Annotated in this window: 14 protein-coding genes; 5 read left to right on the top strand and 9 right to left on the bottom strand. The window is 59.1% G+C overall.

Going from position 1 to position 14,131, the window contains the following annotated elements; translation table 11 throughout:
* Positions 1 to 127 precede the first annotated feature (127 nt).
* Complete coding sequence (locus tag QP995_RS05315) at positions 128 to 937, top strand: fructosamine kinase family protein (RefSeq protein ID WP_070549934.1); 810 nt, start codon at positions 128 to 130, stop codon at positions 935 to 937.
* Here QP995_RS05315 and QP995_RS05320 read toward each other — a convergent pair.
* On the bottom strand, positions 934 to 2,322 hold the full coding sequence (locus QP995_RS05320) for an amidase (RefSeq protein ID WP_284852994.1): 1,389 nt from the start codon (positions 2,320 to 2,322) through the stop codon (positions 934 to 936). The genes QP995_RS05315 and QP995_RS05320 overlap by 4 nt on opposite strands.
* A 33-nt stretch (positions 2,323 to 2,355) precedes the next feature.
* On the opposite strand from QP995_RS05320, the gene pheA reads away from it, so the two are divergent.
* The gene (gene pheA / locus QP995_RS05325; RefSeq protein ID WP_049171681.1) at positions 2,356 to 3,291 is read left to right on the top strand and encodes a prephenate dehydratase; all 936 of its coding nucleotides are present in this window, start codon (positions 2,356 to 2,358) and stop codon (positions 3,289 to 3,291) included.
* A gap of 3 nt (positions 3,292 to 3,294) precedes the next feature.
* Positions 3,295 to 4,089 carry a histidine phosphatase family protein gene (locus tag QP995_RS05330; protein WP_284852995.1) on the top strand — a complete coding sequence of 265 codons (795 nt, stop codon included), beginning with the start codon at positions 3,295 to 3,297 and terminating at the stop codon, positions 4,087 to 4,089.
* A 34-nt stretch (positions 4,090 to 4,123) separates the two neighbouring features.
* Here the strand turns inward: QP995_RS05330 and QP995_RS05335 are convergent, their stop codons facing one another.
* From QP995_RS05335 to QP995_RS05345, 3 genes are all read right to left on the bottom strand, one after another.
* Complete coding sequence (locus tag QP995_RS05335; RefSeq protein ID WP_038627001.1) at positions 4,124 to 4,669, bottom strand: DUF1707 SHOCT-like domain-containing protein; 546 nt, start codon at positions 4,667 to 4,669, stop codon at positions 4,124 to 4,126.
* A gap of 78 nt (positions 4,670 to 4,747) precedes the next feature.
* Positions 4,748 to 5,092, bottom strand: a complete 345-nt coding sequence (locus QP995_RS05340) for a metallopeptidase family protein (protein ID WP_038626990.1) — start codon at positions 5,090 to 5,092, stop codon at positions 4,748 to 4,750.
* A 47-nt stretch (positions 5,093 to 5,139) separates the two neighbouring features.
* The gene (locus tag QP995_RS05345; protein WP_240593260.1) at positions 5,140 to 6,393 is read right to left on the bottom strand and encodes a septum formation family protein; all 1,254 of its coding nucleotides are present in this window, start codon (positions 6,391 to 6,393) and stop codon (positions 5,140 to 5,142) included.
* A gap of 134 nt (positions 6,394 to 6,527) precedes the next feature.
* On the opposite strand from QP995_RS05345, the gene QP995_RS05350 reads away from it, so the two are divergent.
* Positions 6,528 to 7,178 (top strand): LysE family translocator, encoded by a 651-nt coding sequence (locus QP995_RS05350; protein ID WP_070429918.1) that lies wholly within the window; start codon positions 6,528 to 6,530, stop codon positions 7,176 to 7,178.
* A gap of 46 nt (positions 7,179 to 7,224) precedes the next feature.
* Positions 7,225 to 8,496, top strand: a complete 1,272-nt coding sequence (gene serS / locus QP995_RS05355) for a serine--tRNA ligase (protein ID WP_048731242.1) — start codon at positions 7,225 to 7,227, stop codon at positions 8,494 to 8,496.
* 332 nt (positions 8,497 to 8,828) lie between these two features.
* On the opposite strand, the gene QP995_RS05360 is transcribed toward serS, so the two are convergent.
* The 5 genes from QP995_RS05360 to QP995_RS05380 all read right to left on the bottom strand — a co-directional run bounded on the left by QP995_RS05360 (position 8,829) and on the right by QP995_RS05380 (position 13,967).
* Entirely contained in the window at positions 8,829 to 9,671 is an 843-nt protein-coding gene (locus QP995_RS05360) for a DUF5808 domain-containing protein (RefSeq protein ID WP_284852996.1), read from the bottom strand.
* On the bottom strand, positions 9,668 to 10,003 hold the full coding sequence (locus QP995_RS05365) for a PadR family transcriptional regulator (RefSeq protein ID WP_049190945.1): 336 nt from the start codon (positions 10,001 to 10,003) through the stop codon (positions 9,668 to 9,670). The genes QP995_RS05360 and QP995_RS05365 overlap by 4 nt, the downstream gene beginning before the upstream one ends.
* A 258-nt stretch (positions 10,004 to 10,261) precedes the next feature.
* A complete protein-coding gene (locus QP995_RS05370; RefSeq protein WP_048732793.1) occupies positions 10,262 to 11,434 on the bottom strand; it encodes an alpha/beta hydrolase in 1,173 nt (390 codons plus the stop codon).
* A 142-nt stretch (positions 11,435 to 11,576) separates the two neighbouring features.
* Positions 11,577 to 13,133, bottom strand: coding sequence for a glycerol kinase GlpK (gene glpK, locus QP995_RS05375; RefSeq protein ID WP_048732791.1), 1,557 nt, complete (start codon positions 13,131 to 13,133; stop codon positions 11,577 to 11,579).
* 84 nt (positions 13,134 to 13,217) lie between these two features.
* Positions 13,218 to 13,967: an MIP/aquaporin family protein gene (locus QP995_RS05380; protein WP_172954626.1), complete on the bottom strand. Its 750-nt coding sequence runs from the start codon at positions 13,965 to 13,967 to the stop codon at positions 13,218 to 13,220.
* Positions 13,968 to 14,131 lie beyond the last annotated feature (164 nt).

Raw genomic sequence — 14,131 nt, forward strand, 5'->3', positions numbered from 1 at the left:
ATAAAGAATAGGCAACGACAGCGGACTAAGAGAACCGAGACAGCAATACAAGTCTTGGTAGCGCTGGCGTTACCCTGCATGCGACGTGCTGAAAGGGGTTGGGAACGAAGAAGAATATGCTGGAAATATGTCCGCAATGAACCAGAACAACGAACGTGCAGTCAACGAGTCGGATGTTTATGTCAAGAGCCGACATGGTGTCCCGCGGGACTTCTTCGCCTGTGAGGCGGCGGGGCTGGGTTGGCTGCGCGAGGGTGAAGCTGACGGCGGTGCGCGCGTAGTGGAGGTGCTGGGCGTGAGCGGGCATGCGCTGAAATTGCGTCGAATTGAGTCGACGGTGCCGACTCCGCAGGCAGCGTACGAGTTCGGAAAATCGTTGGCCATTACCCACAATCTGGGCGCTGCTGGCTGGGGTGCCGGCCCCGATGGGTGGGAGGGGCACGGTTACTTCGGTCCACTGGATCAGCCACTGCAGATGGACCTGACTCCACGGGAGAGCTTCGGTGAATACTGGGCCAAAGGGCGTCTGCTGCCAGCGCTGGGAAAGTTGGAAAGCTCCTACAATAACCGTCAGCTAGACATCTTTGACCAGCTCATTGAGCGACTCTTGGCTGGAGATTTCGACAACGAGCCAGACGCTGCGCGTGTCCACGGTGACCTGTGGTGGGGAAACCTCATGTGGGATGCAGACGGCGCGATTTTGATTGACCCCGCAGCGCACGGCGGAGCCCGCGAGGAAGATCTGGCACTGCTGGCGCTATTCGGGGCAACGCACTTCAACGAGATCTTGCGTGGCTACGAATCCGTACATCCCCTGCCGGATTTCGCCGAGAGCTGCGAACTCCATCAGCTCTACGCCGTGCTCATGCACGCGGTGCTTTTTGGTGGCGGATACGCCGGACAGGCGGCGGCAATGGCGGCGAAGTACGTGCGCTAGTTGGCGTTAGCAGCCTCCAGCACGCTAGCCATCTCCAGTAGCTCTGCCTCGCCGCAGCGCACCGCACCGATATTGACGCTGGTGGCGGGGTGCACTGTGTTGGCGCTGGCACCGCTCGTACCCGGCACAGCAATCGGCACCGACACACTCGCCCACCCAGTCAGATTCCACAGCGACAACCACGGTGTCCACCGGGTTTGCTCGTCAAAGTCCTCCCACGGCGCCAACGCAGAGAAATGCCCAATACGCGGAGGATCAAACGCCAGCGTTGGCGTAATCACCGCATCGACTTCCCAACGCGACCGAATCGCGCCGGGCAGAGCCATCCGCTGCTGATGTGTCGCCGCCGCCTCTGCTGTGGAAATCTCCTGGCCACAGGCTCGAATCCACTGCACAATCTCGGAGTAGTCCGCGCGCGGCAATTTCGTGGCCATTCGCGTGATGGTCCGTCGAAAAATCTCGAACACGTCCGGACCTGCCGGATCGTAGGGGCTGGGCACTTCCACCACGTCGTACCCGGCGTCGGCAAGACGGTCAGCCGCCGCCCACGCACCGTTTGCCCAGCGCTTATCGACGTCCACCTCAGCATGAAAAGGGCTGACAGTGACACCGATGCGAAGGGGACGCTGGGGCCGTCGGAAAGCATGCGGGGTTGCGGAAAGTGGCACCCCGGCCAGCAGTGCTGCGTCATCAACTGTGCGAGTGAGGAAGGCGGGCGTGGAGAGATTTCCACCCGCAATATCGTGTGCTGGCTTCAACCCAACGAGGCCACAGCAGGCGGCGGGCACACGGATAGAACCGCCGCCGTCAGAGCCCAGAGCTGCGGGAACGACACCAGTTGCGACAGCCACCGCGCTGCCGCCCGAGGAACCGCCGGGAGTGCGTGGCGTGGTATCCGGCTGATTGGACAGCTGATTGGGCGTGGCGAAGTAGGGGTTTTCTGGGGCCGGGTAGCCAATCGGCTCGGTGTAGGCCGTCATCCCGACCTCGGAGGTGTGCGTTGTCGCCGTGAGGACCGCGCCGCGAGCCAGCAGTTTCGCCACGGGTTCCGAGGTTTCGGTGGCGGTGAAAGCCAAGTTGGTCGAGCCCATCGTGCATTCGACACCAGCGATGGTGAATAGGTCCTTGATTGCCACTGGCAGACCTAGGAGGTCACGCGGGAGTCCGTGGCTAGCGCGCCGGGCGGGTTCGGATTCGGCAGTGAGGCTGCGCGCGCGGTCGACAGCGTGCTCGGCCAAGGACGTGGCAATACCGAAACGGGCGGGATTGGTCGCGGCGTCGTCGGCAAGCGTGGCGAATTCCGAAACGATTTCCGATACCGAGATTGCGCCACTGCGCACGGCTTCAGTGAGGGCGCGGGCGGGCATCTCGGAAGAAGAGGTCATGCAATAAGTGTAGAAGCCCTCTAATCTGAGCTTATGACGACGGTTACTTATTTGGGTCCTGCGGGCACATTCACCGAGCAGGCGCTGTGGGACATGGCGCGTGCCGGCGAGATTGATCCGGCAGGGGAATCCGCGGTCAATGCGGTGCCGGTGGATAGCCCCGCGGCTGCGCTTGGAGCCGTGCGCCGAGGGGAAGCGGACTTTGCCTGCGTGGCTATCGAAAGCAGCGTGGACGGTCCCGTCACACCAACTTTTGATGCCCTGGCCGCTGGGCCAGAGCTGCAGGTTTTTCGCGAAACCGAGGTCGGGGTGGTGTTCTCTATCCTGGTCCGTCCCGGTACGACGGCGGAACAGGTGCGTACTTTTACGACACATCCTGTGGCGTATCCGCAGGTCAAACAGTGGGTGGACGCCAACCTTCAGGGCGTGGAAGTTCACCAGGCCAGCTCCAATGCGGCGGCGGCTCACCAGGTCGCCGAGGGCACCCACGACGCTTGCGCTGCCCCTGCCCGCGCGGGTGAACTGCTCGGGTTGGAGGCGCTGGCCACGGAGGTCGCCGACGTGCGCGGTGCCCGCACCCGTTTCCTGCTGGTAGGGCGCCCCGGCGTGCCGACGCGGCGCACCGGCGCCGACCGCACCTCGGTCTCCTTCACGCTGCCGAACCAGCCTGGCACATTGATGCGCGCCATGAACGAGTTCGCAGTGCGACAGATCAACCTTACCCGCATCGAGTCACGGCCGACACGCGAGCTATTGGGCCTCTACCGCTTCTACATCGACTGCAACGGCCACGTTGATGATGCACAGGTTGCCGCAGCTCTCGCGGCACTGCACGAATACGCCGAAGACCTGCGCTATCTGGGGTCTTGGCCGGTCGCTGAGGGCGGTCGCCGCAGCATTATGACACCGCCACCGGATATTTCCCAGTCAATTGAGTGGGTCGACGCGCTTAAGGAAGGACGAAGGTAAAACATGACACCCGCCGCGCCCGAAAATCCAGTTGGACAGCTGCCTTTCCTCGATGACCGCCCAGACCGCCCTGAATCTGTCATGCCGGTTGATTCCCAGCGCATCATTTTCATCCGCCACGGGCAGACCACAGGGAATATCAACCGCCGCCTGGATACCGCATTGCCGGGCGCACCGCTCACCGACCTCGGTGTGAGGCAGGCGCGCAGTCTAGGACGCCTTTTGCTTCCCGACGTCCACAGAATCGGTGACATCGTCACATCCCATGCCCTGCGTGCCCGCCAGACTGGTGCAGGCGCGGTCGCGAGTTTGCACCACCTGGGAGAGACTTCTGTTCGCATCCGTCATGAGGGTGGCCTCCACGAGGTTCAGGCCGGTGACCTGGAGGGGCGCAATGATCGCGATGCGCACATGGAGTACATGCGCGCCTTCTACCAGTGGCTCAATGGGGAGCTGGAGTACCGCCTTCCCGGCGGTGAATCCGGTGCTGACGTGCTGAATCGCTACCTGCCGACGCTACAGCACCTGCTGGAGCAGGCAGGAGCGACAGGTGGTGAATCCAAGGAGTCCAAGAAGGACGGCAGCAGCAAGGATGTCGTCATTGTCAGCCACGGCGCGGCTATTCGTCTGATTGGGCAGTATCTGACCGGGGTGGATCCGGAATACGCACTGCGACACCGCATTGCCAATACCGAGCGAATTGAGCTGGTTCCGAACGCAGCGGCCGTCGGCAAGCGTGCTGGCATTGAACCGCGCGCGTGGGATGTGCGTCGCTGGGGCGACAGCGAGTTGCCCTAGAAGGGAGCGAAACGGCGACCGTTACTGCTGACCGTTACTGCTGGCCTTCCTGAATCTCGCGGCGCTTCTGCGCTGCCAGGCGTAGGCGTTCCGTGCGACGCTTGGATTCCTCTTCGTTGATTTCGTTGAGGAGCTCTTCTTCGTCATCATTGATGTTCAAGGCGGCGCGCCCGATAAGGGCAACGGCCGCAGCGACGATGAAGCCGAGCCACGCGTTATCGATATTGGTGAAAAACATCAGAACGATAGTGACACATACGATAACGCCTGCAGCAGAATCAACAATGTTGAGCTGGCGGCCCTTTTTCATCAGGTTTTGCAGCTCTTGATCGACACTTTGATGCTGCGGATTAGCCGGGGTGCCCTGTGAACTCTCGGGGGAGACCTCAGCGGGCAGGTCCGCGAAGAGAGTTTGCAGTTCTGCCCGAGTTTTAGCGGAAGCAGCACTTTCGGCGCGTTTGGAGAACTCATCGACATCCAAGTAGCCATCAGCGAAATGATTGCCGAGACGCTCCATGGCAGCGTTGCGCTCCCTGTCGCCGACCCTGATTTCTGGCTTCTCGCTCGAGTTGTCGCTCATGGTTATTAAGGCTACAGGGAAGAAGAGGGGAGGGGACAGCATCGCGAGAGGGACGAGACCGTGCACGGCGGGACAAACTTATCCGTAGCCGAGTCGGTCCAGATCCTCCTCCTCGAGGCCGAAATAATGCCCGATCTCATGCAGGAGAGTGACCCGAATCTGCTCCACCAGCTCCTCTTCGGTGCGGCTGATGCGGCAGAGCATGTCGCGATACAGGCTGATTTGGTCAGGCGGACCCCAGTGGTTGTTAGAACGCTCGGTCAGAGGTATGCCCTCGTAGAGGCCCAGCAGTGTGGGTTCGTCGAGGTTATACGGGTGGACCTGGATGATGACCTGATCGAGCTGGTCGAGAAACTGCGTGGGGATGCGGTCGATGGCCTCATCGACAAGTGCATCGAACCGCTCCGGGCTAACGTCAACCATTTATGGTGCTGCCTCGCAATGTCCTCTTGTTTTACTGGCCGATTGTTCTATTGTCCGGCGGGAGCGACTGCGTTATCCGCAGCGCCTGCTCCTGCGCCAGTACCGTCGGCACCGACCTCACCGACGTCACCTGTGCCAGCGCCAGCGCCAGCGTCACCCTGCTCCTCCCGCAGCGGATTGCGCGGTGGCGGAGCTACGGGCGGCTGGCCGTCGATAGTGAAGGACTCGTTAGCGTGGCCGTTGAGAGTGGAGAACCCGCCCTGGCCATTGTCCTTAATCAACCAGCAGTTCACACTGCGCGAGCCGGCATTGAGCGACTCCTGCGACAGTGATGTCCAAAATGGCAGCAGCGTGGAGTTATACAGCGGGTCGTCACCGCCGAGGTAATTCTGCGCGAGAGTCACACACTGTTCCGCGAGCACATCATTTTGCTCCTGGTCAGTGGGGACGTTGTCACCGAAATGGTCGCGGAGATTGACAACTCCCGTCGACTCCATCAGATGATCTTCCACGCACGGCACCTGGCGGATGGCGCCGTTTTCGTCCAATGTCACGCAGCGGCCGCCCTCGAACACGCGGGACTGGTCCTGCCCGGCCGCAGGACCGGACATGTGCGCCGTGTTGCCGTCTTCATCGACGACCTGGATACCGCACAGGAAGGTTCGGTCACCCTTTTCCCACTGGCTAGGTGAAGGAATGATCGGCGCCGTGATAAATCGACCGTCTGGATCGTACTGGCCGCCCAGGTATTCAGTCACAGTGTTGCGACACACGCCATTTTGCAGAGCCACCAAATTGTCCGCTGTCGGGTAGTTGGCAGTTTTGGCGTATTGCCCCGGATGTTCCTCGTAATCGGCGAGATTCAGTTTCTTGGCGACCTCATAAGCGTGCGGCTGCTCACAGGGCACGACGCGGAAGTCAGAAACATTCAAATCTTCTGCCAGATTCCAGTCCAGACAGTTGCCCGCGGTTGCGCTGGTGAACGCCGTCGTCTCCTTGTCGACGATGGTCGTCGTTGTCGACGATGACGCGCTTGCCGACGAACCCTTGCCCCCAAGTGGCCCACTCGGTGGCTCGATGACTCCCGCTTGCAGCGCGAATGCCATTCCCGCGGCGCCAACCAGCATTGCCGTCGACAAAGCGCGCATTCCCCAGCTTCCACGGGAGTTATTCGAAGCGTTGGCATCGTTGCCGGCTGCGGAGGATGCACCAGCGCTGGCATCTGCGCCAGTACCTGCACCGGAGTCAGTGTCTGTGGCGGCAGCGTGCTCGCGATCCTGGTTCATATTGTCATCAGCCATAGTGACCCCATTGTGCACCGCCAATGAGCCTGTGGACAAGGTAACGCTCTGCCCGAGTTTGCGGTCCAAATTTGCTCAAGAGCTTTAAGCACTACAATAGTCCGGTATTCGTTCGCTACCCGAGGACACGAGTCTTGACCTGGACTGCACTACTCAGCCTGCTGGGCGTCCACATTATTGGTATGGCCTCACCAGGGCCTGACGTCTTCTTAATCCTGCGCCTTGCCACCAAATCCCGAAAGCACGCGATCGCAGCGGTTGCAGGTATCAGTACTGGCGCCACTATCTGGATGACGCTTACCGTTTTTGGGTTCGCAGCTGTCATCACCGCCAATCCTTTGCTGATGGGCGTAATCCAGCTCGTCGGTGGTTGTTATCTCATCTACATGGGCATCAGCATGGCCAAGGCGGGCATCAATACTCTCCGCGAACTGCGCGCCGGTGCCGCACCAGCCCTGGGAAGCGAGGCGCTCCGGTCGCCGAAGGCGACGTTCCGCCAGGGCTTTTTCACCAACATGTCGAACCCGAAGATTGTTCTCTTCCTCACGGCAGTGCTTTCACAGTTCATTCCCGCGGGCGCATCTGTGGGGACGCTCGTGCTTTGTACGCTGGTGCTAATCGCCTCCCAAATCACTTTCTTCCTATTTATCGCGATCGTGGTGTCGACGGATGCCGTCGTCAAGCGAATGGTGCTGGCAGGGCCGTGGATTGACACTGTCGCCGGCGCGATCTTCCTCGTCCTCGGCGCGCTGCTGGTCGCCTCAGGAGCGGAAGCGGCGCTCTAACCCGCGCGTACCTGCTTATCGACGTAAACCAGGTACTCTAGGTAACGTGATTGATCTCAAATTTCTCCGCGAAAACCCTGAAGTAGCCCGCGAGTCCCAGCGCACCCGTGGTGAGGACCCGGCATTGGTCGATCAGCTGCTGGAAGCTGACGCTAAGCGCCGTGAGGTTATTGCCTCCACCGACGCGCTGCGTTCGGAGCAGAAGGGCTTCGGTAAGAAGATTGGTCAGGCGTCGAAGGAAGAGCGTCCGGCCATGTTGGAGAAGGCCAAGGAGCTTTCCGACGCCGTGAAGGCAGCCGAAGCGGAGCAGAAGGAAGCCGAGGCTGAGGTCGAGCGTCTGCAGTACCTGATTGGCAACATCGTTACGGGTGCGCCCGCCGGTGGCGAAGATGACTTTGTCGTGCTGGAGGAAATTGGCGAGATTCCACAGTTCGATTTTGAGCCCAAGGACCACCTGGACCTCGGTGAGTCGCTGGGACTTATTGATATGGAGCGTGGCGTCAAGGTCTCCGGTTCCCGCTTCTACTTCCTGACCGGCTACGGTGCCATGCTGCAGCTGGCCATGATGAACCTGGCTGCTCAGAAGGCAACTCAGAACGGTTTCCAGCTGATGGTGCCGCCGGTGCTGGTTCGTCCGGAGACCATGTCGGGTACTGGTTTCCTCGGTGCGCACTCCGATGAGATTTACTACCTGCAGGAAGATGACCTCTACCTGGTCGGTACCTCGGAAGTCGCGCTGGCCGGCTACCACTCCAACGAGATTATTGACCTGTCGGAGGGGCCGCGTCGCTATGCTGGTTGGTCTTCCTGTTTCCGTCGTGAAGCGGGCTCTTACGGCAAGGACACCCGCGGAATCCTGCGCGTGCACCAGTTCGACAAGCTGGAGATGTTCTCCTACTGTCCGCCGGAGCAGGCGGAGGCAGAGCACCAGAAGCTGCTGAACATGGAGCGCGAGATGCTGGCCGCGGTCGATGTTCCATACCGCATCATCGATGTTGCTGGTGGTGACCTGGGTGCATCGGCTGCCCGCAAGTTCGATACCGAGGCATGGGTGCCGACGCAGAACACCTACCGCGAGCTGACCTCGACTTCGAACTGCACGACTTTCCAGGCTCGTCGTTTGAAGACCCGCTACCGCGATGCCGATGGCAAGTCTCAGTACTGCGCCACCCTAAATGGCACGCTGGCCACGACGCGTTGGCTGGTCGCCATTCTGGAAAACCACCAGCAGGCCGATGGTTCTGTGGTGATTCCGGAGGCGCTGCGCCCGTTCATGATGGGCAAGGAAGTTCTCGAACCGGTTAAGCGAGCCGGTTAAGCGAGCCGGTTAAGCAGGTGCGGCCCCGCCCCAGTTCATCCGCGACTTCACGACACCTATGTCACCTCATGCCACCTCCACAGCTGGCACGAGGTGACATAGGTGTCGTGAAGTGGCTTTTTCGGGCGTGAGTCGTGTAATTGCGCTAAAAAATTAATTGGGGGATTGAGAAGGTAAAAACACCGGGAAGGTTGAGTGTAGAAACACAACCGAAAACACACCTGAACCAGGGGGATAGCCTCACTCGAGGTGGTAGAGGTTGTTTACAACATTCGGATTACAACAATCTTTCTGATGAGTCTTTCACCTGCTGATGTCTCCTGCACCGTGATCTAGGCCACCCCAGCTTTCTTCCACGTAGCCTTCAGCCCAGCGAAGAGAGGTAGGGCAAGGCATGCGGCCGAAGCCGCGACCGATGCCACGGCAACACCAGCTTGGACTAATGCCGGATTGGTCTTGGAGTTTTCTTCCGTGAGGACTCCGATCAGCTGAGATGGCGCAATTGTGCTTGCGAGCGCGCCTAGGGACGCAACGCGCAGCGCGTCTTCACGGTCATCTGCCTTGAGCAGCGAAGCAGCTGAAAATCCAGCTCCGACCGTAGAAACCACGAAGGGAAGAAGCAGAGTTTCCTTCGGTGCTGTTTTCTGAACTGCCTTGCCGTTTAGCTTCCATTTCGTGTGGACTTCTGAAGGCAACTGCTTCCAGGACATAGCCAGTGCGACTCCGTGCGCAACCGTCACGGCCGCGGGGAGAAGAGCGGTCGCCTGCAGTGTGCGAGCTGGAATTTCAGAGATAACCTCACCGTCAATATCGTCCGGTCGGACAATCCCCAGCTTGGTCGCTACTGCGGCCCAGTTGATAGACCAGCCAAAACCCAACAGGTGAGGTTGGAGGATCCGCGGGTCGTCCATGTTCCACAGGGAAGCGCGACCGCTTTTGGTAAATACCCGAAGCGGTTTGGAGAGGTACCTGCGCAAAGTGTTTGGTTCACCAACTTGTTCGGCGACTTGCTCGGCGTATTCGGTCGCCGTTCCCAGCTCTTCGGCCAGGTCCGCGTGGACGTCGTTAAGCTCTTGCAGAAGACTCTCCTGCTCGGCGATGATCGCCTTGCGTTGTGCGTGCGATATGCCGATTTCGCGCAGTTTGTGGTCAATGGCAGTGAGGTAGGTGTTCATTGGGGCTCCTCGGAAAATAGTGCGGTCATGTCGGCGGATAGGTCGATGAAGTCCTGATGCAGTTGCGTGAGTGTTTGCTTTCCTTTGGCTGTCAGTGAGTAGTACTTGCGCGGCGGCCCTTTGGGGGATTCCTCCCAGCGATTGCTAATCAAGCCGTTGGTGGTAAGCCGCGAGAGTAGGGGGTAGACGGTTCCTGCGGGCGCGCTGAGGTGGGGGTAGGCGTTGAGCTTTGCGACGAGTGCCGCGCCATAGAGCTCTTCGCGAGAAATCAGCTTGAGAATGGCGAGCTCAAGTACCCCTTTCTTCAGTTGTGTCTGTGGACGTTTGGGCATAGCGTTGTGCTTTCTTTCCGGCGGTATGGAGGAATCTGCCCAGGCAGAATACTTTTCATACCTAGTACCTTGTAATACCAACTATACGCACAGTAGTTTGTATTGCCAAGTACTGCATGCTTTATACGGCGCGGAGAGGGCAGGGCAAAGAAAATGAGGGGCAATTGCCAGAAGGCAATCGCCCCTCATTCCACCGGGTTAGCTCTATGGAGAACTCGTAACTGCTAGGAAGCGGTTCGGTTCCTATTTAGCGTTCAATTAGATACGCGCATCAAGCCAGGCAATAGCCGTCGCAATGGCCTCGTGCTGTGCCGGCTCGTTGAAGGTCTCGTGGAACTGGCCTTCGAACTCGATCAGCTGCTTGTCGGTGGACGAGATGCCGTTGTACCAGTCGCGCGAGAAGAACGGCGGCACAATCTCATCCTGGCCGCCCATCATGACCAGGGTCGGCTCAACAAAGTCGACGGAGTTGGTGCCGTTGTAGGTGGCGGCAAAAGCCATCTGCTGAGCCATGCCGAGCGAGAGCTTGGAGTTGTTGTACGGATCAGTTTCGTACTCATCACGCACTGCCTGCGAAGAAGAGGTCTTCGAACCCAGCGGGTTGCCAAGCTGAATCAAGTCGCTGCCGGGTAGTGATGGCACGCGCATCTCGGTGCGGTTCGGCACTTCCTTGAGCATGCGAGTGTTGAATGTGGTCATGTCCTGGAATGGCAGGCGCTGGTAAATCGTCGGCTGCGCCTCGCGCTGGACATCGGTCATGGCCTCTGGGGTGATGGTTTCGCCCTCGTCCGTGCCACCGTAGGGGTTGAAAAGAGCGCCACCACCGTTGGCGACAATGCCATCGACACTGCCCGGGTACTTGATGCCGTGGAAGTCCACGGCAAGGCCGCCCATGGAGTGGCCGAGCAGGAAGGTCTTCGTGCTCGGGTTCTCCGCCTTGGCCTTTTCGACGAGCATGTGCAGGTCATCGACAAGCGAGTGGAAATCATCAATATGGCCACGGGCAACTGGGGTTCCTTCGACCTGGCCCGAGTGGCCGTGCCCACGGTGGTCAATGCGGTAAACGTTGTAGCCGGCGTTCAGCAGCTTGCCGGTTACCCACTCGTAGCGACCCAGGTGTTCTGCAGCGCCATGCACGACGACGACAGTGGCTTTGGCATTCGGGATGGTGTTGGACTTCCAGTAAATCTGGGTGCCCTTGCCATCCTGTGAGGTCATGTAGCCGTCGGTGACCGTAACGTGGCGTCCGTCAACCGTAGTGGTTGGTGCCGGGGTGGTGGGCAGCTCGACCATTGCAGTGGACTGCGGGTCGGGAGTTGGTTCCAGCGGGTTCTTGATGAAGTCCGTTGGGGCTGCTGATGCTGCCGGGGTGGCCAGGGCCAAAGTCAGGGCGGTGGTCACACTCGCAGTGAAAATTGATGCGCGACGCATGATTGCTCTTTTCTGTTTTCAATCGAGGAGTGGATGATAGTTATAATAATTTTATTATAACAAACAAGCCCTGAATTTATAATAAAAATAGCCCGGAAAACCGAATAGGTTTTCCGGGCTATTTTTCGGCTCTTACGAGGACTTATTCAGGCTTCGGTGCCTCCTCAGCATCCGTATCCTCGACCCAACCATAGGTGCGCTCAACGGCACGGTTCCACTGGTGGAACAGGCGATCGCGCTCTTCGGCCTCCATCTTCGGACGCCACTTCTTGTCAATCGTGATGTGAGCCTTGACCTCATCCAGGTTCGACCAGAAGCCAATGCCAAGGCCCGCAGCGTATGCCGCACCAAGGGCCGTGGTTTCAATGTTGTTCGGGCGTGTGACAGCGACATTCAGGATGTCGGACTGGAACTGCATGAGGAACTCGTTCATGGTCATGCCACCATCAACGCTCAGCGTTGTGATGTCCGTGTCGGATTCTGCGACCATGGCGTCGAGGACCTCGCGGGTCTGGTACGCAGCAGCCTCCAGCACAGCACGGGCAATGTGGTTTCGGTTGACGAAACGGGTCAAACCGACGATGACGCCACGAGCGTCCGGCTGCCAACGAGGAGCAAAAAGACCGGAGAAGGCCGGCACGATGTACACGCCGCCGTTATCCTTGACGCTCTTTGCCTTGTTCTCAATGGATGCCGCATTCGGAATCATCTGCAGCTCGTCACGCAGCCACTGAACAAGTGCGCCGCCCATGGAGACGGAGCCCTCGAGCGCGTAGACCGGCTTCTCTCCCTCGACCTGGTAGCAGACGGTGGAGATGAGTCCGTGGTCAGACCACTTCGGCTTCTCACCAGTATTCATTAGCATGAACAGCCCAGTGCCGTAGGTGTTCTTGGTGTCGCCCTCGCCGAAGCAGCCCTGGCCGAACATGGCGGCCTGCTGGTCGCCGAGGATGCCAGTAATCGGTCGCTCCGCAAGAGAACCGCGGGCGCGGATACGGCCGAAGTCGCCTACCGACGGTCGGATGTCAGGCAGCATCGACATCGGAATGCCAATTTCACGGCAAATGTCCTCATCCCACTCGAGGGTCTTGAGGTCCATCAGGAGAGTACGGGAGGCGTTGGTGACGTCGGTTGCGTGAACTGCGTCTTCGCCGTTGTCGCCCTCTGCACCACCGGTGAGATTCCACAGCAGCCAAGTATCGATGGTGCCGAAGAGTAGATCGCCAGCCTCAGCCTTTTCGCGAGCTCCCTCGACGTTGTCGAGAATCCAGCGCACCTTCGGGCCAGCTGGGTAGGAGTTGATACGTAGGCCCGTGGTCTCACGCCAGCGGTCAGCGCCTTCATCCCCCATGAGTTCCTTGCAGATCTCATTCGTGCGGGTGTCCTGCCAGACGATGGCATTGTAGACCGGTTCACCAGTGTTCTTGTCCCAGACGACAGTGGTTTCACGCTGGTTGGTGATACCGATGGCATCAATATCCTGGGAAGCAATGTCGACATCGGCGAGAGCTTCGCTGACTACTCGACGAGTGTTGGTCCAAATCTCCTGAGCGTCGTGCTCGACCCAGCCCTCTTCCGGGAAAATCTGCTTGTGTTCCATCTGTGCAACAGTGACGATTTCTGCGTCATGGTTGAAGATGATGCAGCGGGTGGAAGTAGTTCCCTGGTCAATGGCGAGGACGTATTTGCTGTGCGTCATGGGGGATACTCCTAGCGAAATTGTGTGTAAATGTGAGTGTTCAGGCTTGCGATATTTTATTGTGCGATATCTCTCATATTCCCGTTATCCGATGGCAAAGGCAAGAGCGCCTGCAGCCACGGCTGCCAGCATCGGTGCGACAATCGGAACCCATGCATAGGCCCAGTTCGCATCGCCCTTGCCCTTAATCGGGAGCACGAAAGCGTAGGCCAAACGCGGGCCGAGGTCACGAACAGGGTTGATGGCGTATCCGGTCGGGGAACCAAGGGAAAGACCAATCGACACAATGATGAACGAGACACCGAAGTAGGTCAGCGGGCCAAGTTCGCCGCCGGCTGGGCCGAACAGGATGAATGCGAGCAGAACGAAGGTCGCGATGAACTCGGTGACGGCATTCCAAAAGTTATTTGGGTGAACCGGCGCGGTGAAGAAGTTGCCGCCAGTTTCGGCATTCGCATTGGTTGGGTTGCCGTTTTCGTCGACACCATTGGCGTCGAACAGCTGCTTAAAAGCGGCCCATGCCAGGATTGCACCTACGAATGCGCCCAACAGCTGACCTGCGACATAGTAAGGGACCAGGCTCCAGGCCAGGCTGCCCTTGATTGCTAGGGCAACGGTTACCGCTGGGTTCAAGTGGCCACCGGATACGTCGGCAATCGATGCGCCAGCGAAAACTGCCATACCCCAACCGAAGGCGATGCCCATCCAGCCAGCGTTTGCTGCGCGAGTAGTCCGGAGGTTGATAGAGGCACAGACTCCGTTACCGAGCAGAATTAGAATGGCGGTTCCGAAAAACTCCCAGAGGAATGCCTGGGATCCTGTGATTGTCTCCATGAGATGTGAAACTCTCTGTGCGTCGTGACCGGGAAAGGCCACGAGGAATCGTGCAACGTAAACTTTTAGGTATAAGAAATGCCGGCGAGAACTGATTCTTTTCGCCGGCACTTTTATTTCGAGCCCATTAGCCCCTTGAAGTGCAAAGCCGTTTTCCCAAGAGG

The sequence above is a fragment of the Corynebacterium sp. MSK032 genome (assembly GCF_030232065.1).
GTDB classification, from domain to species: domain Bacteria; phylum Actinomycetota; class Actinomycetes; order Mycobacteriales; family Mycobacteriaceae; genus Corynebacterium; species Corynebacterium jeikeium_D.

Bases quoted from the DNA above. Each gene is read 5' to 3' on its own strand.
- QP995_RS05365 (WP_049190945.1), bottom strand. From the start codon at position 10,003: ATGCCCAAACGTCCACAGACACAACTGAAGAAAGGGGTACTTGAGCTC.
- QP995_RS05320 (WP_284852994.1), bottom strand. From the start codon at position 2,322: ATGACCTCTTCTTCCGAGATGCCCGCCCGCGCCCTCACTGAAGCCGTG.
- QP995_RS05380 (WP_172954626.1), bottom strand. From the start codon at position 13,967: ATGGAGACAATCACAGGATCCCAGGCATTCCTCTGGGAGTTTTTCGGA.
- QP995_RS05335 (WP_038627001.1), bottom strand. From the start codon at position 4,669: ATGAGCGACAACTCGAGCGAGAAGCCAGAAATCAGGGTCGGCGACAGG.
- QP995_RS05340 (WP_038626990.1), bottom strand. From the start codon at position 5,092: ATGGTTGACGTTAGCCCGGAGCGGTTCGATGCACTTGTCGATGAGGCC.
- QP995_RS05360 (WP_284852996.1), bottom strand. From the start codon at position 9,671: ATGAACACCTACCTCACTGCCATTGACCACAAACTGCGCGAAATCGGC.
- QP995_RS05315 (WP_070549934.1), top strand. From the start codon at position 128: ATGTCCGCAATGAACCAGAACAACGAACGTGCAGTCAACGAGTCGGAT.
- QP995_RS05330 (WP_284852995.1), top strand. From the start codon at position 3,295: ATGACACCCGCCGCGCCCGAAAATCCAGTTGGACAGCTGCCTTTCCTC.
- QP995_RS05345 (WP_240593260.1), bottom strand. From the start codon at position 6,393: ATGGCTGATGACAATATGAACCAGGATCGCGAGCACGCTGCCGCCACA.
- pheA (WP_049171681.1), top strand. From the start codon at position 2,356: ATGACGACGGTTACTTATTTGGGTCCTGCGGGCACATTCACCGAGCAG.
- QP995_RS05370 (WP_048732793.1), bottom strand. From the start codon at position 11,434: ATGCGTCGCGCATCAATTTTCACTGCGAGTGTGACCACCGCCCTGACT.
- glpK (WP_048732791.1), bottom strand. From the start codon at position 13,133: ATGACGCACAGCAAATACGTCCTCGCCATTGACCAGGGAACTACTTCC.